Annotated in this window: 18 protein-coding genes; 13 read left to right on the forward strand and 5 right to left on the reverse strand. The window is 54.4% G+C overall.

Going from position 1 to position 17823, the window contains the following annotated elements; translation table 11 throughout:
• Nucleotides 1-261: 261 nt before the first annotated feature.
• From fliD to BUB60_RS05715, 10 genes are all read left to right on the forward strand, one after another.
• Entirely contained in the window at nt 262-2508 is a 2247-nt protein-coding gene (gene fliD / locus BUB60_RS05670) for a flagellar filament capping protein FliD (protein WP_073076694.1), read from the forward strand.
• A gap of 45 nt (nt 2509-2553) precedes the next feature.
• Nucleotides 2554-2961, forward strand: coding sequence for a flagellar export chaperone FliS (gene fliS, locus BUB60_RS05675; RefSeq protein ID WP_084726279.1), 408 nt, complete (start codon nt 2554-2556; stop codon nt 2959-2961).
• Nucleotides 2958-3410 (forward strand): hypothetical protein, encoded by a 453-nt coding sequence (locus BUB60_RS05680; RefSeq protein ID WP_073076695.1) that lies wholly within the window; start codon nt 2958-2960, stop codon nt 3408-3410. The genes fliS and BUB60_RS05680 overlap by 4 nt, the downstream gene beginning before the upstream one ends.
• A gap of 28 nt (nt 3411-3438) precedes the next feature.
• A complete protein-coding gene (locus BUB60_RS05685) occupies nt 3439-3891 on the forward strand; it encodes a YaaR family protein (protein WP_073076696.1) in 453 nt (150 codons plus the stop codon).
• A 235-nt stretch (nt 3892-4126) separates the two neighbouring features.
• A complete protein-coding gene (locus BUB60_RS20850; RefSeq protein ID WP_084726280.1) occupies nt 4127-5479 on the forward strand; it encodes a methyl-accepting chemotaxis protein in 1353 nt (450 codons plus the stop codon).
• Nucleotides 5480-5496: 17 nt separating this feature from the next.
• Entirely contained in the window at nt 5497-6864 is a 1368-nt protein-coding gene (locus tag BUB60_RS20790) for a methyl-accepting chemotaxis protein (RefSeq protein ID WP_073076697.1), read from the forward strand.
• An 82-nt stretch (nt 6865-6946) separates the two neighbouring features.
• The gene (locus BUB60_RS05700) at nt 6947-7432 is read left to right on the forward strand and encodes a chemotaxis protein CheW (protein WP_073076698.1); all 486 of its coding nucleotides are present in this window, start codon (nt 6947-6949) and stop codon (nt 7430-7432) included.
• A gap of 153 nt (nt 7433-7585) precedes the next feature.
• The gene (locus BUB60_RS05705) at nt 7586-8401 is read left to right on the forward strand and encodes a CheR family methyltransferase (RefSeq protein ID WP_073076699.1); all 816 of its coding nucleotides are present in this window, start codon (nt 7586-7588) and stop codon (nt 8399-8401) included.
• 12 nt (nt 8402-8413) lie between these two features.
• A complete protein-coding gene (locus BUB60_RS05710) occupies nt 8414-9445 on the forward strand; it encodes a protein-glutamate methylesterase/protein-glutamine glutaminase (RefSeq protein ID WP_073076700.1) in 1032 nt (343 codons plus the stop codon).
• A 155-nt stretch (nt 9446-9600) separates the two neighbouring features.
• Nucleotides 9601-10278 (forward strand): Crp/Fnr family transcriptional regulator, encoded by a 678-nt coding sequence (locus BUB60_RS05715; RefSeq protein ID WP_073076701.1) that lies wholly within the window; start codon nt 9601-9603, stop codon nt 10276-10278.
• Between the two features lie 136 nt (nt 10279-10414).
• Here BUB60_RS05715 and trxA read toward each other — a convergent pair whose 3' ends face one another.
• A complete protein-coding gene (trxA, locus tag BUB60_RS05720; protein ID WP_073076702.1) occupies nt 10415-10726 on the reverse strand; it encodes a thioredoxin in 312 nt (103 codons plus the stop codon).
• 452 nt (nt 10727-11178) lie between these two features.
• Between trxA and BUB60_RS05725 the strand changes: the two genes are divergently transcribed.
• The 3 genes from BUB60_RS05725 (at nt 11179) to BUB60_RS05735 (ending at nt 13051) form a co-directional block, all read left to right on the forward strand.
• Nucleotides 11179-11802, forward strand: coding sequence for a DUF47 domain-containing protein (locus tag BUB60_RS05725; RefSeq protein ID WP_073076703.1), 624 nt, complete (start codon nt 11179-11181; stop codon nt 11800-11802).
• Nucleotides 11795-12793 carry an inorganic phosphate transporter gene (locus BUB60_RS05730; protein WP_073076704.1) on the forward strand — a complete coding sequence of 333 codons (999 nt, stop codon included), beginning with the start codon at nt 11795-11797 and terminating at the stop codon, nt 12791-12793. The genes BUB60_RS05725 and BUB60_RS05730 overlap by 8 nt, the downstream gene beginning before the upstream one ends.
• A gap of 69 nt (nt 12794-12862) precedes the next feature.
• A complete protein-coding gene (locus tag BUB60_RS05735) occupies nt 12863-13051 on the forward strand; it encodes a ferredoxin (RefSeq protein ID WP_073076705.1) in 189 nt (62 codons plus the stop codon).
• Nucleotides 13052-13287: 236 nt separating this feature from the next.
• Here BUB60_RS05735 and BUB60_RS05740 read toward each other — a convergent pair whose 3' ends face one another.
• The 4 genes from BUB60_RS05740 to BUB60_RS05755 all read right to left on the reverse strand — a co-directional run bounded on the left by BUB60_RS05740 (nt 13288) and on the right by BUB60_RS05755 (nt 17807).
• Nucleotides 13288-15264 (reverse strand): PstS family phosphate ABC transporter substrate-binding protein, encoded by a 1977-nt coding sequence (locus BUB60_RS05740; RefSeq protein WP_073076706.1) that lies wholly within the window; start codon nt 15262-15264, stop codon nt 13288-13290.
• Between the two features lie 279 nt (nt 15265-15543).
• A complete protein-coding gene (locus tag BUB60_RS05745; protein WP_073076707.1) occupies nt 15544-16113 on the reverse strand; it encodes a hypothetical protein in 570 nt (189 codons plus the stop codon).
• Nucleotides 16114-16490: 377 nt separating this feature from the next.
• Entirely contained in the window at nt 16491-17360 is an 870-nt protein-coding gene (locus BUB60_RS05750; protein WP_073076708.1) for a nucleoside hydrolase, read from the reverse strand.
• Between the two features lie 15 nt (nt 17361-17375).
• Nucleotides 17376-17807 carry a C-GCAxxG-C-C family protein gene (locus tag BUB60_RS05755; RefSeq protein ID WP_073076709.1) on the reverse strand — a complete coding sequence of 144 codons (432 nt, stop codon included), beginning with the start codon at nt 17805-17807 and terminating at the stop codon, nt 17376-17378.
• Between the last annotated feature and the right edge of the window lie 16 nt (nt 17808-17823).

The raw sequence follows: 17823 nt of genomic DNA on the forward strand, positions 1-17823 counted from the left end.
CTCATCCGGTACTATCTGCGGCTCGATACGCCTTTAATAAGCGGCAATTTCCATATACCGGCAGGCCATATGTACCGCGCTGAAAGCGTCCGGGCAGCGGAGAAAGATTTATAAATTTGCATCCAGACGTTAATTTTGGTAGAATTGAACCGATAATGATAAATAGAAAGCTCCGGGAGCGTTCAAAAAAAGATATCCGTTTCACAAATACTTATTAAAATGTGTGCGGATTCATCCGGAATCGATTGGAGTTGATCATTTATGGCTTCTGTCAATTCAACAAGTGCAGCAGGCGCCAATTCGTACAGCACGAGATACAGCAGCAACCGGCTGACCGGCATGTTCTCGAACCTGGATACCGACGCCCTTGTTCAGGCGATGACGTCAGGTCAGCAGGCGAAAATTGACAAGGTTAAGCAGCAGCAAACAAAGCAGGGCTGGCTGGAAGAAACCTGGTCGAGTGTTCAGAAGACGATTAACACGTTTCAGAATACATACGCCAGCGTTACCGGCTCTTCAAGCATGCTGAAAACGGCGACTTATTACAGCTATAAGGTGACCTCGGACGTCACCACCAGCGCCGTTTCGCTCTCCGCGTCATCGACGACGGCCGCTGGCAGCTATACAGTCCAGGTTGACCAGCTGGCTCAGAACGCGTCAATCTCCAGCAGTAATATATCTGCCGGCGGAAGCGGCGATATTTCATCCGGCAAGACACTTGCGGAGCTGAATTTCGGAAACGCCCTGAAATTCGGCAGCGGCGGTAATATCTCGTTTTCCATCAACGGAAAAGCATTCACGTTCTCCAGCGATACGACGCTGCAGAGCATGCTCAATACAATCAATAATGATACGACGGCCAACGTCACGATGAAATACAGCCAGCTGACCGACGGCTTCACCATCACCTCCGATTCGGGCGGCGCCGGCAGCAGCGTCTTGATCAGGAACATTTCAGGAAACGCCTTTGGGACAAACAGTGCCTTCGGCATCGAGGAAGGTATTATTTCAGCCGACACCGCCGCTTTCAGCAGCCAAGGCGTATCCAGCGGGATCAGCACATCATCGTCTCTGGCCGGCTTATCTTTTTCAAAGGCGCTTCAGTTTGACGATGATGGCAATATATCTTTTTCCATTAATGATAAAACGTTTACTTTCTCTGCTGTAACAAAGCTTCAGGATATGCTTGATCAGATTAACGCTGATCCGGACGCCGGAGTGACGATGTCTTACAGCAGTGTGACAGACGGATTTACGATCCAGTCCACCGGCGGCGACCCGGTCAAGATTATAAATATCTCCGGCAATGCTTTCGGCGACGACGGTGCTTTCGGCATCGCGGAGGGTACGACCAGCGGCGACGTCGTATCCAGCAGCAATATCAGCGGTATTGATACGTCAGCCAATCTGTCGAGCCTGTCTTTCGCGAAAAAACTGATGTCGGACGCCAACGGCAACTTCTCCTTTGCCATCAACGGCAAAACCTTTACCTTCGCAAAAACGACGACGCTGCAGGGTATGCTCGACACGATAAACAGCGATCCGGACGCCAAGGTGCACATGTCATACGACAGCGCAACGGACGGATTTACGATCAGCCCCACTTCGGGCGGCAGCGTTTCTATCCAAAATATCTCAGGGAATCTCTTCGGGAAGAACAGCGCTTTTGGCATTCCGGAAGGGACGCGGCAGGGCGGCACCGACGCCGTTGTCTCTATTAACGGGGTCAAGGTCACCCGGGACTCGAACGAATTCACCATCGATAATGTGACGTATTCCCTGAAAGCCGTCACAAAGGGCACCGCCAACGAAAAAATAAACTTCTCGGTCGAGCGGGATTACAGTGCCACGACCAACGCCGTGAAGACTATGGTCGATGCGTTTAATACGATGATCACGTCGCTGACAACGCTGCTCAACGAAAAAAACAATTCCGCGGACTATCCTCCCCTGACCGACGCACAAAAGGAATCCATGACGACGGAGCAGATCGACGCGTGGAACGAGAAGGCGAAAAGCGGCCTTTTGCGGCACAACATGCAGCTGGAGAGCTTCATTTCAAATCTTAAAAACGCCTTTTATTCCCCCCTCGGCGGTACGGGAATGAACATGACGTCGATCGGCATTACCACAGCCAGCTATTTTGACAGCAACGCCGGCCAGTTGGTCCTCGACACGGACGAGCTGGAAAAAGCCCTTAAAAACAATCCCGATCAGGTCGTGGCAATGTTTACAAACGGCAGCAGTACCTCGGCGTCGTCCGACCAGGGGCTGATGTACAAGCTGCGCTCGATCATGTCAAACTATGACGACACCCTGGACGATACCATCGAGACCTCGCAAGAAAAAATATCATCCTATGAAAGTGATCTTTCCGATTTGCAGGACAAGCTGGACAGCCTGGCAAGCCGTTATTATGCCAAGTTCAGCGCCATGGAGACGGCGCTGTCAAAGCTCAACTCGCAGGCGTCCTATATCAGCCAGATGTTTGGCTCGACTTCGGGCTGACCGTAAATAGCAGGCAGTAACAGAACAAGTAGTGAGGTATTTAAGGTGGATTACAGAAATAAAAACTTGCGGCAGGAATACTTAAAGCAGAGTGTCATGACGGCCAGCCCGTGCGAGCTGATTGTCATGCTCTACGACTCCTGTATCAAAAACCTGAAGCTCGCGGAGATCTGTCTGACTGAAAACAATGACCTCAGCGGCGCCCATACACACTTCCGGAACGCGCAGGATATTATCATGGAGCTTATTAATTGCCTGGACCCCGGCGTGGAGCTGTCGGCCAAGCTTTTGGACATCTACGAGTATCTGCTTCGCACGCTGCGCGATATGAACATCAAAAAGGATTTGACGCTTCTCCCCGACATGCTGGATATCCTCACGTCAATACGGGATACATGGCAGCAGATCTCCAAATCCTCCTACGGCTTCGCTTCAGAGGTGAGCGCCGGATGAATACGGCCAGGACCGCCCATGAGGAGCTGCGCACGCTGATGACGGAAGCGCTGCAGTCGTGCATGGCGCTTCAAAAATACTCCGACGACAATTTTGACGTCTTTCTGGGCGACGATGACGATAAAATCCTCGAGGTCGTGAGCAACCGTGAGAAAATCATCGAATCGCTGGTCAACACGGAGCATAAAATCGATCTCATTTTAGAGAGCACGGACGGCAACGACTCCGGCAGCGTGCTGCCGGCGGACGTGGACGAAACACGGCGGTCGATCCGGGCTGTTTTAGACGAGGTTTCCGCAAAAGATACGGAGCTCATGAAGATCGTCAGCGGCAGGATGCAGCAGTATAAAACAGAGATCTTGAAGGTGCGCAACAAAAAAAATCTCTCTGCGTATATACGCCCGGGGTTTATGAGTGAGCCGGGAGACAGTGTTGATTTCACAAAATAACGCGGCAGGCCGCTGTGAGGATTAGACGATGGATTTAGGCAGAATCAAACGTTCGGACAGCGCTATAGGCTATGGTATTCCCTCGATTCCGACGGGTTCCGGCGGGAATGCGGGCGGCAGCTTCCGAGAGCAGCTGGGCGGCCATCTGAAAGAGGATTACAAAAACCGCGTTGCGGCCATTCTCGATGAGATGGCCGCGCTTTCGAAGGATCTGCTTGTCCATGTCAACATGCAGGCGTTTGAGCGCTATCTCGACCAGCTGAAAAGCCTGCTGTCCGAAATCGTCAGAAATGCCTACATGCTCGACTCCGAGCAAATCCTCGACCGCGGCGGCCGTCAGCGGATCTTCTCCTCCGTCGGCATCGTCGATGAGAAGCTCGACGAGCTGGGCAGGGATGTTTTGAGCCAGAACAGCGACAGGCTGGATTTTCTGAGCAAGGTCGATGAAATCAGGGGTCTCCTTATGGATATGCTGCTGTAATACATATTTAATGTATATCGAAATCCCACGTCGACGCCGTGGGATTTCTTGTTCCCGCCGGGCAACCTGCCTTTTCTCCATAAATTACATACCATATATTTGTACGATTTGTGATATTTTGACAAATTCATAAATTGTTTTCAAAAAAATCCGATAAATCTTACAGCATTGAAATATTCCGCTTGGACTGCTGTGCGCGGAATTTTCAAAATTAAATGTAAAGGATCTGTGACTTATGAGAAAATGGTACAGAAGGTTGAGCATTACCGGGAAGCTGGTCTTTACCTTTACGATGATCGGCGTCCTTGTCATTTTATTATGCCTGCTGGCGCTCAACCCGGCGCTCGGCCTGGTCGCCTTCAGCAATCTGACCCAATTCATCGTGATTGGCGTTTTATTTCTTATATGCTTCTTTATTTCATTTTTCACCATCCGATACTTTAAGAAAAAAATAGCGGCCTATATCGCCGGTCTGACCGTGGGCATGGGAAAGCTGGCCGAGGGCAATCTCTCATATTTTGACAACGACCCTAACTTCGACACCGCCAGCAAGGACGAGACCATCAAGCAGGCCCTGATGTTCATCAACCTCGTCAACTGCAACAGGGAAAAGGTCGCCGACGCCAGGCAGATCGCGCAGGGCGACCTGACAACTCAAATTCATATGAAATGCAATGAGGATGAGCTCGGGCAGGCGCTCCTGGAGCTTGTCCACAATACGCACCGTGTCGTCAGCGCCATATCCTCCGCCGCCGATCAGGTGTCCTCCGGCTCCAGCCTCGTCGCCGACTCGAGCTTTTCTCTCTCACAGGGGGCCACCATGCAGGCCAGCTCCATTCAGGAGCTGACGGCGGCATTGTCGGAAATCGCGACGCAGACGAACCTGAACGCCAAAAACGCCGAAAAGGCCAATGACTATGCCCAGAAGGCCAAATCCAACGCCGCCGCCGGCAACGGGCACATGCAGGGCATGCTGAACGCCATGGACGAGATCAACGCATCCTCCTCCAGCATCAGTAAAATCATCAAGGTCATCGACGATATTGCCTTCCAGACGAATATTCTGGCGCTGAACGCCGCCGTCGAGGCAGCCAGAGCCGGACAGCACGGCAAGGGCTTCGCCGTCGTGGCCGAGGAGGTCAGAAATCTTGCAGCCAGATCGGCCAGCGCCGCCAATGAGACGACGGACCTGATCGAAGGCTCCAAGCGAAAAGTCGAGGCCGGCACGAAAATCGCCAGGGACACCGCCGAGGCGCTCAGTCAGATCGCCGCACAGGTGGACGTGGCCGCCGACCTCGTCAACTCCATCGCGCTGGCCTCAAACGAGCAGGCGCACGCCCTCGAGCAGATCAACAGCGGCATCCAGCAGGTTTCGCAGATCGTCTCCACCAACGCCGCCACAAGTCAGGAGAGCGCCGCGGCCAGCGAGGAGCTGTCGAGCCAGGCATCTCATCTGAAAGAGTCCGTCAGCGAATTCAAGCTGAGAAGAGCGGCAAAGCAAAGCGCCGGCGGGCCGGCGCGCCTGACGGCGTCAATCCCCGCCGCCCAGAAAATCAGCCTGGGTGGGAATGACTTCGGAAAATACTGAGCGAGGAGCGTTACAGCATGAAATGGTTTGTGAATTTAAAGGTCCGGACGAAGCTTGTCGTCAGTTTTCTGCTTATCGCCGTCATTGCCGCCGCCATCGGGGCTCTTGGAATATTGGTTATCCTGCAAAAGCCCGAGAACTCGCAGACTTTTGTCATTATTCTCGCCGCCGCGTCCCTTCTTGAGCTTGTTCTCGCTGTTTTGTTCGGCTTCTACAATGCTTTTCTTGTCGTCGATCCCATGTGGAAAAACGAGCGCATCATGGAGCGGTTCTCCGTCGGCAATCTGAACACCGCCGATTTGCTGCGGAAGCGAGATGGGGTCACGCTCAACTATAAAGACGAGATCGGCAGCTTCTCGCGCACCTTCTCCCAACTGATCGGCTATATGTTCAATCTGTCAGGCTGCGTTAAGAGCGTGGCCCAGGGCGACCTGTCCGTCGAGGTGCCGGTATGCTGTCCCGAGGATCAGCTCGGCAACGGCGTATCCGAGCTCGTCACCAATTTTCACCGTCTTGTCGCGTCGATCGCCGGCGCTATCGACCAGGTGGCGTCCGGCGCCGAGCTCGTGTCCACCTCCAGCCTGTCGCTGTCGGAGGGCGCCGCGCACCAGGCCAGCACCGTGCAGCAGCTGACGGCGTCGCTGACGGAGATTTCCTCCCAGACACATCTGAACGCTGAAAACGCGGAACAGGCAAACAGTCTTGCCAGAAACGCCAAGGAAAATGCCGCCGACGGCAACACCCAGATGCAGGATATGCTGAAGGCCATGGATGAAATCAGCATCTCTTCCAGCAATATCAACAAGATCATCAAGGTCATCGATGATATCGCGTTCCAGACAAACATCCTCGCCCTGAACGCGGCCGTGGAAGCGGCCAGAGCCGGCCAGCACGGCAAGGGCTTCGCCGTTGTGGCCGAAGAGGTCAGGAATCTGGCCGGCCGGTCGGCCAATGCCGCCAGGGAGACGACGGAGCTCATAGAGAACTCTATCCAAAAGGTTGAAACGGGCACGAAGATCGCCAATCAGACAGCGAAAGCGCTGGATGAAATCGTCACCAATGTGGACAAGGCCGCCGAGCTTATCAGTTCCATTGCCGTGGCGTCCGCCGAGCAGGCGCGCGGCATCGAGCAGGTCAACCTTGGGATCGCGCAGGTCTCGCAGGTCATTCAGACGAACGCGGCCACGGCACAGGAAAGCGCGGCGGCCAGCGAAGAGCTCTCCGGTCAGGCGGCGCAGCTGAAGGAGCACGTCAGCCTGTTCAAGCTGCGGGGCGGGAAGCCGGCCCCGTCCGGGACCGGCGCCCGGAAAGCGGCGGCCAAGCTGCCGTCAAGGAGCGCCGCGGCGGCAAAAATCTCCCTCACCGACGATTTCGGCAAATACTGAACGTCCTGCCACCGCGCCGGCATGAATCTCCCGGCGCGGCAAAACGGACGAAGACGATCATAAATATTTTGGAGGTACGGTCATGAGCGAAATTGCAACCACAACAGAGATTATCGAAGACGCACAGAAAGGCAGATTCCTGGATTTTTTAGTCGGTAACGAATCCTTCGGCATCGAGATCAAATATGTGACGGAAATCATCGGTATTCAGAGCATCACCGAAATGCCCGAAATGCCGAGCTATGTCAAGGGAATCATCAACCTCAGGGGCAGGATCATTCCGCTCATCGACGTGCGGCTGCGCTTTGGCAAGGAGCCGAAGCCGTATGACGACAGGACATGCGTCATCGTCGTCGGCATAAACGGCTTTTCGTACGGCCTCATCGTCGACAGCGTTTCGGAGGTCCTGACGATACCGGATGAGGAAATCTCTCCCCTGCCCGGCATCAACACCTCGACAGGCAACAAATTTGTCAAGAACATCGGCAAGACGGCAAACGGTATCGTTTTAGTCGTAGACTGCGAAAAGCTTTTAACAGCCGACGAGATCGGAGAGCTCAGCATATAACCTGATATCTTACGGGCAGGCGCGCAGTACGCGTCCGCCCTGCTGCTGTCGGAGGCCTCGGCGGGCTGAAACGCGCCATACCCACAAATCAAAGCAGCCGCTTCAAGGGACGGGATACCCCTGTGTTTCCTCCCTCGGCAACGGAGTGACAAGATGATAAAAATAACCGAAAAAGAGTTTCGGCAGATAGCCGATTATATTAAGGCAAATTACGGCATCCAGCTGAAGGAAGAAAAGATGGCCCTCGTCACGGGCCGCCTTCACGGGATTCTCACCCAGCACGACTTTAAGAGCTTTACCGAGTACTTTGAGTATATCCTTCGCGACAAAACCGGCGAGGCGGCCATTGAGCTCATGAACAAGATCACAACGAATCACACGTTTTTCATGAGAGAACCGGAGCACTTCAATTACTTCCGCGACAAGGTGCTCCCTTATCTGAGCCAGGAGGTCAGAAGCCGTGACCTGCGCGTTTGGAGCGCCGGCTGCAGCACCGGCGAGGAGCCGTACACTCTGGCAATGATCATCGACGAATACTTCGGCGCCGACAAGAGGAACTGGGACACCAAGATTCTGGCCACCGACATCTCCCTGAAGGCTTTGGACGCGGCGAAACAGGGCGTGTACAGCAAGCGGGAGATCGAGCCTGTCCCGCCGCTTTGGAAGTCGAGCTACTTTACGCCTGTTGACGCCGAAACCAGCGCCGTCAGCGATAAAATAAAGAACGAGGTCATTTTCAGAAGATTTAATCTTATGAACCAGTCGTTCGCGTTCAAAAAGAAATTCCACGTGATCTTCTGCAGAAACGTCATGATCTACTTCAACAACGATACCAAGCATGAACTTGTTGGCAGGTTTTACGACGCAACCGAAGAAGGCGGCTATCTGTTTATTGGCCACGCAGAATCGCTCAACCGGGAGCAAACAAAATATAAATTCATTATGCCTGCTGTTTACCGAAAAGAATAGAGGAGCGTTAATGTGAAGCAGGCAAAAAAAATACGTGTTCTCGTTGTAGACGACAGCGCGCTTTTCCGGGGCGTCGTTTCAAAGGGCATTTCCGCCGACCCTGACATTCTCGTCGTGGGGACGGCCGTGGACCCGTTCGACGCCAGGGACAAAATCGTCGAATTGGAGCCCGACATCATGATCTGCGACGTCGTTATGCCAAAAATGGACGGCATCGAATTTATCCGCAGGCTGCTGCCTCAGTATCCCCTGCGGGTCGTTATCGTCAGCTCCGTCAGCGAACGGGTGCTGGACGCCATGAATGCCGGCGCCGTCGATTTCGTCGCCAAGCCGGACATCGCCACCGGCCGTACGCCGGCGATTTTTTTGAGCGAGCTTGTTGAGAAAGTCAAAATCGCCTACGGCGCCCAGGTCCCGAAGCCCAAAGCCGGCGCGGAGCCGGCGCGGAATGTGCAGCAATCCGCCAAGGCGGCAACGAAGAGGGTCATCGCCATGGGCGCCTCCACCGGAGGGACGGAGGCCCTGTTCAACGTGCTCACCTGCCTGCCGGCAAATCTGCCGGGCATTGTCATCGTACAGCACATTCCGCCCGTCTTCTCACAGATGTTCGCCGACAGGATGGACAAGGCGCTCCCAATGCGCGTCAAGGAGGCCCAGACGGGTGATTACGTCGAACCCGGCACCGTGCTCATCGCCCCGGGTGACAAGCATATGACCGTCAAAAAGCTGGGGGACCGGCTCCGGGTGGAGGTCGCCGCCGGCGAAAAGGTCAACGGGCACTGCCCGTCGGTGGACGTGCTGTTCAATTCCGTGGCGGCAGCCTGCGGCGGCGACGCCGTCGGCGTTATTCTGACCGGCATGGGCAGCGACGGCGCCAAAGGGCTTTTGGCCATGCGCCAGAAGGGCGCCAGGACGATTGGCCAGGACGAGGCCTCCTCCGTCGTCTACGGCATGCCGAAGGTCGCCCGCGATATCGGGGCCGTGGAGAAGCAGCTCCCCCTCGAAAATATCGCCCAGGCCATTATCCACGCCGTGACGGCCTAATGGTATCCAGATTAATATTCGCATCAGGCGGGGTGGCAACACCCCGCCGTTCTTATCGGCGGAATGAAGTTCTCCTGTCCTCGTTATCTCAAGTCTTGTATACGCCCGAAAAATCAATTACAATATAACCATCATAACAATGGGGGGATGACAGCATGGACACGGCGGAAACAGCCGGGCTCCTCTCGGCACATTTTTCGGCCTGGGCGCATCTGACAAAGGAAGAGCAGGATGGTATGCTCTCCGACACCGTCCTGACGCGCTACGCAAAGGGCGCCTGCATCCACAACGGCGAAAACGACTGCAAGGGCATGCTCCTCATCAAAAAGGGCCAGCTGCGCACGTACATGCTCTCGGAAAGCGGAAAAGAAATCACGCTTTACCGCCTGGGCGCCGGGGACGTCTGTGTTCTGTCGGCCTCCTGCGTTTTATCGGCCATCACCTTTGAGGTTCAGATTGACGCCGAGGAGGATTCGGAGGTGCTGTTTATAAGCCCCCTGTACCTTCAGTCGCTGATGGAGCGCAATATCCACGTGGAGTGCTTTGTCTACAAGACGGCGACGGACCGGTTTTCCGACGTGATGTGGGCCATGCAGCAGATCCTGTTTATGAGCATGGACAAACGGCTGGCCGTCTTCCTTTGGGACGAGATTGCGAAAACGGCGGATGACACGGTGCATCTGACCCATGAGCAGGTGGCCCGGGACGTGGGCAGCGCCCGGGAGGTGGTCAGCCGGATGCTCAAGTACTTTTCCTCCGAGGGCATCGTGGAGCTCTCCCGCGGCGGTATCAGGATTATCAACAAGCAGAAGCTCAGAAAGCTGGCGGAATAAAAGCTGCATTTAATAGTGAAGAATCTCCAGGAGAACCTGCTCGGCACAACGGCCGAGGGCTTCCTGGAGATTCTTCGCTTCGCTCAGAATGACAGCTGACGTTTACATATGCGAGGGCTCTTGCCCCTTGTCTTTTCTATGCTTCCAGCATCCTCAGTATGTCCTCCTTCGGGCGGACGCCGACCACGGTCTTGACGACCTTGCCGCCTTTGACGACGGCGAGCGTCGGGATGCTCATGACGCGGAAAGCCTGGGCCAGCTCCGGTTGTTCATCCACGTTCACCTTGCCGACCTTGGCCGCGGGCACCTCGCGGGCCACCTCGTCCACCACGGGTGACACCATCCTGCACGGGCCGCACCAGGCCGCCCAGAAGTCCAGCAGCACCGGTTTATCGGAATTGATGACCTCGTTTTCAAAGTTGTCCTTTGTTATCGTTAATGTCGACATGCACATCGCTCCTCACGTTTTTATTTATGGTTTTATTATACCCTGTTTCCCATCGTTTTCTGTGAGTAAATCACAGTCCCCGCTGGCCGCGGGACGCCTCGTCTTGTAAATATTATTCCTTGTTATTTAACCCGATTTGTGCTAATCTTAACACGAATGTAACATATATTTAACGTAACCGCAGCAAAGGCGCGCCGCGGTTCCGGACAGGAAGCTGTTCTCCGGGGAAAGAAAATGCTTGAAATGGATGTCTTTGATTCGACATACACAGAATTTTATAGGAAATTTCGCTCCGCGAACGACGCGAGCCGCTTCAGACGAAATACTCAGCCCCAAGACACCGACGATATCGGTGCTTTGTAAAACCGCTGAGTGTTTTTTTATGAGGTGCATCAGAGTGAATTTAGAATAATCCCTAGAGAGATTAATATCAACGAAAGAAGTGGTTGGATATGTTCCGCGTTACGCGAAAGGAAGAGATTTTTTTTGACCTGTTTGTCGATACGGCCGATATGGCCTGCCTTGCGGCAAAAAAACTGAACGATCTCATTATCAACTATACCGATGTCGATAAGAAAATCGACGCCATCCAGCAAATCGAGCACGACTGCGATATCAAGGTGCACGACATCGTTCAGCAGCTGAACAGGTCGTTTATCACGCCGATCGACCGGGAGGATATCAACGAGATCGCCAAGGAACTGGATAATATCACCGACGCCATTGAGGATACGGCCCACCGCTTCCGCATGTTTGACATTAAATCCATCAGAGACGACGCGAAAAAGCTGTCGGACCTGATCGTTGCGTGTACGGACGAGCTTAAGATCGTGATGCTCGAAATGAAAAATATGAAGACAAGCAAGCTCCTGTGCCCCAAGATCATTGAGGTCAACCGCATTGAAAACGACGGGGATGTTCTTTACCGGAGCGCCATGTCGTCGCTCTTCACCAGCGGCATGGACGCGCTTGAAATCCTCAAATGGAAGGAAATTTACGAATTCCTCGAAAACTCCCTGGACGCGTGCGAGGACGTGGCCAACACCGTCGAAGGGGTCGTAATGAAGCATGCTTAGTTTAATGCTGATCGCGGTTATTGTCATCGCTTTGACCTTCGACCTTATCAACGGCTTTCACGACACGGCAAACGCCATTGCCACCTCGGTTTCCACGCGTGTGCTCACCCCGAGGATAGCGGTCATGATGGCGGCGGCCGCCAACTTCATCGGCGCCGTGTTTCTCAGCACCGGCGTCGCAGAGACGATATCAAAGGGCCTTGTCAACGGCGCTCTGGAACAGTATGTCATCGTCGCCGCTCTTTTGGCGGCCATCATCTGGGATTTGATCACATGGTATCTCGGCATCCCCAGCAGCTCCTCTCACGCGCTCATCGGCGGGCTGGTGGGCGCCGCCGTGGTGTACGCCGCCAGCTTTGAAAAGGTCGTATGGTCCGGGGTTCTCGACAAGGTCGTCATCCCCCTTGTGACCTCCCCGCTCGTGGGGTTTGTCTTCGGCTTTCTAATCATGAAGGCTCTTTTCAAGATCTGCGCGAGATCGACGCGTATGGCGGTCCATAAGGTCTTCTCCGTTTTGCAGATCATCTCCGCTTTCTTCATGGCGTTGTCCCACGGCAGCAATGACGCGCAAAAATCCATGGGCATCATCACGCTGGCGCTCGTCAGCGCCGGCCTTCTGGACCAGAGCGCCGGCATACCGCTCTGGGTCATCGTCGCCTGCGCCACAGCCATGGCCATCGGCACATCGGTGGGCGGCTGGAAAATCATCAAAACCATCGGCGTCAACATGATCAAGCTCGAACCGATCAACGGCTTTGCCGCCGAGACGGGCGCGGCCATCGTCATCCAGGTCATGACCGCGCTGAAGGCGCCCGTCAGCACAACACACGTTATCTCCGCGGCCATCATGGGCGTGGGGGCGTCGAAAAGGCTTTCCGCCGTCAGGTGGTCGCTTGTGAAAAATATCGTCACGTCGTGGTTCGTCACGATCCCAGCGACCATGCTCCTCGGGGCCGGCATCACGTTTCTTATGCAGCTGTTCATGGGCTGACAGGTCGGATAGCATACCGAGAACTGGATAACATATTGAAGGATTCACAACTTCAGGAAGGAGCACAAAATGAAAGCAAGCGTCGATAAATCCGGCTGCATCAGCTGCGGCCTTTGCGTCACCACCTGCCCCGAGGTATTCCGTATCGGCTCGGACGGCATGGCGGAGGCGTATGCCGAGGTCACCCCTGCGCTCGAAGACAGCGCCCAGGAAGCCCGCGACAGCTGCCCCGTCTCAGTCATCTCCATCGATGACTGAAGCATCTTAATAATTGCCTTGTCAAAACGCGGCGGCCGTGAAAGGCCGCCGCGTTTTATCCTGAGAGCCGCAATCAGCCGTGTTTTTCTATAAGCCGATTGCGCCAGCCCCTTGTCAGGCGGGCAAGCCATATGCTCAATAATTCCCCTGACTATGTCAGCTTTTTTTGCGGTTCCTTCGGCGATATTTTCTATAGTATATAGGCTGCGGCGAGAGGCTATCCTGCTTGTTTAAAGCTATGCCCAATCATAGATATTGACCTGAAGCTTCCGCCCACTCGGTTCGGTCACATACAGGCCAAGCGCGTTGCCCCCAAGCCATGCGGATGTAATGACAGACCCTTCGGCGGGGACGTAGTTTTCATAGTTGGCTTGTGAAGGCCCCGTCCCTGCCTCGAATTTGGTGATGGGGTCTAATATCATACCTTTCGAGTATGGAATATCGCGCGGGAGCTGTTCGGCAAGGTTTACTGCTTTGCCCGTTTTCATATCAAAGCATATCGTATAAAGCACGGGCATGTTGAACCACGGGCCGTCGTAGGTTTGCAGGGGGAAGCTCACCGACAGATAGTCGCCCCACCGCCCATAGGCGGGCTGTAAGCGGTAGGCGTTTTCGGGATGTTCGACATACCAGCCATCAGCGTACCATTTTACAAACATATCAAGCAATTTGGTCTTGCCATTATCGCCCGGGAATCCGTCGGTCCACGCTTTGAGCTGGCTGTTGATCCGTTCGGCAACATCGGGCGATTGCGTCAGCTTCACGTCCAGCGTGAACAGGTCGACGTTTGGCAGCATACGCCTGCCGTAATGGTATACAACTGAAAAATCGTCAATCCCTATTCCATACGGGCTTATGTCGGACGTCAGGCGGATTCTGAAGGTCACAGGCCCGTTGAAGAATGGATTGCTCTCCGGCAGATTGATGTAGAGATATCTGCTGTCCTTGTCCATATCCGCAAGCTCATAGCTGGGATAGTCATTCGGTATGCCGGTAAATGCGCGTTTGGCGTTCTCCGCCGCGGGGCCGCTGCTCAAAGGGCCCGGACTGTATAAAGAAGCGCTCTCCGGAGAGTTCAGCCAGCTCGTTATCTCGCTGTTGATATACCGGATGTAGTTGAACCCGTCGTAGAACAGAGCCGACAGCGGCTTCCTGACGCCATTGACAACAATTTCGTCTATCGCGCCCGAGGGCTTAAGCTCCGTGCCTCCGGTGCCGCTGGAATTATCAACGTCACCGAGATAAACCGGGTCCATCGTTTCGTCGGGGAAGACGTTTGCAAGGGGCCGCAGCGGGATATAGCCCGCGCGCGCGGCCACGGTCTGTCCGTCGTCGGTGCGCAGCCAGTCAATCAGCTGACGCGCGGGGCTGTCGGCGGGCATGTCTTTGCGCACGACAGCGTAGTAATAGTCCTCCAACGGGTATTCGCCGCGCGTTATCGTCTCACGCGACGGCTTTACGCCGTCTACGCCGAGCAGCTTGAAAGAGCTGTTGCCGTACATATTATTGACATAGTAGAACATTGAGTAGCCGATGGCCTCGCGTGCGTTGTCATAGCTTGACACCACCTCGACCAGGGCGCCCATCGACTCGGCCACCCACTCTTCGGGCGGCTTAACAGGCTCCAGCCCATCCATCACCAGCTTGTTGAGGAGCGTCTGACTGCCGGAACCCTGGGTACGCTGATAAGGTGCAATGTTTTCATCAAGCCCGCCGAGCGTTTTCCAGTTCGTGATTTTCCCGGTGTATATCTCGCACAGCTGCTGGAGCGAAACGCCGTCAACCGGATTTTCGATGTTCGCGAGGAAGACCAGCGCGTCCTTGGCAATGGGAATGATATCCAGTTCCATACCAAGATCCCGCGCTTCGGAAAGCTCTTTTTCTGACGGATAGGTGACAAGGATGAGGTCTTTCGAACCGTGAAACAGATTGTAATACGCACTCGACGTTGTATAGTGCGTCGGCGGACTTCCGGCGCCGCCGAAGAAACCATGCAGCGCGGTCGTCAGCGGTATTGTGGCGGTCGAGCCGTCGATTCTCACCCAGAGTCCGGACAGCGCATCCGCGAGACCGGCAGGCGGTACAGGCGCTTCAGCGGACGCTGTGACAGACGCAGGCGGCGCCGTTTCGGGAGGAACCACGCTGCCGCTGCATGAGGTCAGCAAAACAGCCGCGCATACGGCAGCAAACAATATAACGCTATGCTTGTTCATATGGCCACCCCTAATATGTTTTTCACCCCGGAGGATGTGTTTTTGTGCCTGTTGGAGCGTCTGCTGTATAAGCCGGTTTTGATGGTGCATGCCTAAAATCCATGTAAGTGGTTACCTTTACATAGAACTGTTTCATAGGGATGCGGACCCTTCTCGACAATTTGCAGAGTTCAATGACTGCGCCATTACCGCAGCTTTGTGCTGCTCGCATGGAACCTTTCACGCTGTCGCCGAATACCACCTCTGTCATGCCCGTCCTCCATGTTTATATAAATCAGCTTAACCCGCCATGGCGACGGTGATGCCTGCCGTGACCAGCGCCGCCGTTAAAAGCGGAATCATCCCGTCGACATACCCTGCGCGGCCTCCAAGCTTATAGTACAGCACATAGCAGACGAGGCTGATCACTGCGGCAGCCCCGGCCACAACGGCAAAGGTGACCGCCAGAAGGTAAGAGAACCGGCCCATCCCATACAGCGCGTTGAGCTCCGACAGCGCCAGCACTGCCCACCCGACAATAAGAATCAGTTCTGTCGTGACCGGCCTCTTAAAGAGCAGGCGCGTGACCGCCAGCAGGATGATATACGCGGCGATACCACCCCATAAAAGCGCCCCGCTTGGGAACAGCGCCGCGCCGGCGGATGCGGACCGGACCCCCTTTACCGCCAGAAACACTGCCGCCAACCCCGCGACGACGGCCGGAATCAGGAGCCATCCCGTTTTCATGCCCTTGACAGCTCCGGTGGGTTTGAAGGCCAGCATCCACCAGGTCAGATAAAACACGCAGCAGATAATCAGCAGAATATTGCCCCAAAAAATCTGCTTTGCAGAAAAATCATGGACCGCCAAGCCTTGTCACCTCCTCGCCTTTTGGGAACTGCAATCAGTTTCGGGAATATCCCTTAGCCCCTAATAAACATAATGAGAAGTTTTGTTATTATGATTTCCTATATTGAGCTCTGCTTCCATATACTATCTGTCATTTTATAACAGAGCGCGCTATAAAACAAGGCGTCACGACGGCAGCGCGCATATTTCCACAAAATCTTTCAAATAGGTACCCCAGATTCAACGTACCGCCGCCGCGTATAGAGAACCTATGGCTTAAATCGACTTAAAACAGCAAAATCCCGCTAAACCATATCGTTTGGCGGGATTGCCGGAGACGATTGCCGATGGCCCTCAAATACATCCCAACCGGCCCTTTCATCTCTCTAATACTGTTCTTACCTGCTAACCCTCAGCCAATTTGCGTAGAGTTCTTCTTTAAAAGCCTCCACATCGCGGATTGTCGGCAGATTAACCTCATGGGTCAAAGCCTCGGCCTGATTCCCGATAAATCCTCGCTCAAGGTCAGCCGGGGTAACCGCATACCGATGCCTGTAATCGGCAAACATCGCCTTTTCAAGCAAATACACCGCCGATACTTCATCCCAGGCGTAAAAGCCGTTCAGATCGTACATTTTGACTTTAACGTCAAACCAGCTTTTCGTTTGCTCGTATATGTACCGCCCAACAGGATTGGGCGAATTCAGCAGACGGGATTTATAATCCTCGTGCCGGATATATGCCGGAAGGCAGTTGTTGCCCGTCGCGATCGAGACGTTTCTGCCGTTTGTCAGAACACAACAGGAGGCTTCGGGATCGCAGGAAAAGTTAAGCTCGTCCAGCTTGACGCCGTTCAGAAAAAGCGACTCCGTGATACCGCCCATTAGGACGATCTCCTTGACTTTTCCGAAGAATTCATGATCCAGCTCGTAGGCGGCGCACAGATTTGTCAGAGCGCCGGTGGCCAGAATCTTCAGGCTGCCCGGATATAGATTAGCCTGTTCCACCAAAAACTCCGCCGCTTCAGATTTACGGTTATTTTTCGACGCGCCTCCTTTTAAGACGGGTATATCGGTCCTGCCCAGGTCCAGCAGCATGTTTTTCGTATTGTCATAAACGACGTCAACATTGCTGTTCCCGTAGGTCGTTGTGACGCCTGTCAGACGGGCCTGCGGCTTGCCCAGCAGATAGAGGAGCGCCAAGCCGTCATCCACCGGACATTCACGCACCCCAAATGTATTGTCGCAATCAAAAACTATGTTATCCATTCATCCGCTCCGGAGCTACAAAAGCTCATTTAAAATCTCTATGGCATCGGCCGCGACCTTCGGGCAGAAATTCAGGAGCAGGCCTTTTTCCAGGATGATCTTCATTTCCTCCGGCTTGCTTATATCATAGCCTAAAAGCTCGCGGCAGACCGTGGACGAATATTTCTCCATGAACTTTTGCTGAAATTCCAATACCTTGGCCGTGTTCTGATTCTTCCTGTCCGGCGTGTTCGGCTCATAATGCCCGTATTTCATGCCGAGCGCGATGATCGCGCCGGCAACGGCCCCGCAGGTCTGCCCCCGGAACAGGCCACCGCCGAAGCCCGCCGTCATTCTGTATGCCTCGCTCCGGTCGAGGCCAAGCCTCTCGGCGGCGCTTGCGAGCACGACCTGCCCACAGTCAAACCCCTGCGTGAACAGCCCGGCGATCTCCTTTTCGGTTGTCATTACAATACGCCTCCCG

The sequence above is a fragment of the Sporobacter termitidis DSM 10068 genome (genome assembly GCF_900130065.1).
GTDB classification, from domain to species: domain Bacteria; phylum Bacillota; class Clostridia; order Oscillospirales; family Oscillospiraceae; genus Sporobacter; species Sporobacter termitidis.

What these genes read in the sequence shown, in the direction of transcription:
- trxA (WP_073076702.1), bottom strand. Translation starts at nt 10,726, where the DNA reads ATGTCGACATTAACGATAACAAAGGACAACTTTGAAAACGAGGTCATC.
- BUB60_RS05685 (WP_073076696.1), top strand. Translation starts at nt 3,439, where the DNA reads ATGGATTTAGGCAGAATCAAACGTTCGGACAGCGCTATAGGCTATGGT.
- BUB60_RS05755 (WP_073076709.1), bottom strand. Translation starts at nt 17,807, where the DNA reads ATGACAACCGAAAAGGAGATCGCCGGGCTGTTCACGCAGGGGTTTGAC.
- BUB60_RS05735 (WP_073076705.1), top strand. Translation starts at nt 12,863, where the DNA reads ATGAAAGCAAGCGTCGATAAATCCGGCTGCATCAGCTGCGGCCTTTGC.
- BUB60_RS05750 (WP_073076708.1), bottom strand. Translation starts at nt 17,360, where the DNA reads ATGGATAACATAGTTTTTGATTGCGACAATACATTTGGGGTGCGTGAA.
- BUB60_RS05680 (WP_073076695.1), top strand. Translation starts at nt 2,958, where the DNA reads ATGAATACGGCCAGGACCGCCCATGAGGAGCTGCGCACGCTGATGACG.
- BUB60_RS05730 (WP_073076704.1), top strand. Translation starts at nt 11,795, where the DNA reads ATGCTTAGTTTAATGCTGATCGCGGTTATTGTCATCGCTTTGACCTTC.
- BUB60_RS05705 (WP_073076699.1), top strand. Translation starts at nt 7,586, where the DNA reads ATGATAAAAATAACCGAAAAAGAGTTTCGGCAGATAGCCGATTATATT.
- BUB60_RS20790 (WP_073076697.1), top strand. Translation starts at nt 5,497, where the DNA reads ATGAAATGGTTTGTGAATTTAAAGGTCCGGACGAAGCTTGTCGTCAGT.
- BUB60_RS05740 (WP_073076706.1), bottom strand. Translation starts at nt 15,264, where the DNA reads ATGAACAAGCATAGCGTTATATTGTTTGCTGCCGTATGCGCGGCTGTT.
- BUB60_RS05715 (WP_073076701.1), top strand. Translation starts at nt 9,601, where the DNA reads ATGGACACGGCGGAAACAGCCGGGCTCCTCTCGGCACATTTTTCGGCC.
- BUB60_RS20850 (WP_084726280.1), top strand. Translation starts at nt 4,127, where the DNA reads ATGAGAAAATGGTACAGAAGGTTGAGCATTACCGGGAAGCTGGTCTTT.
- BUB60_RS05700 (WP_073076698.1), top strand. Translation starts at nt 6,947, where the DNA reads ATGAGCGAAATTGCAACCACAACAGAGATTATCGAAGACGCACAGAAA.
- BUB60_RS05725 (WP_073076703.1), top strand. Translation starts at nt 11,179, where the DNA reads ATGTTCCGCGTTACGCGAAAGGAAGAGATTTTTTTTGACCTGTTTGTC.
- fliD (WP_073076694.1), top strand. Translation starts at nt 262, where the DNA reads ATGGCTTCTGTCAATTCAACAAGTGCAGCAGGCGCCAATTCGTACAGC.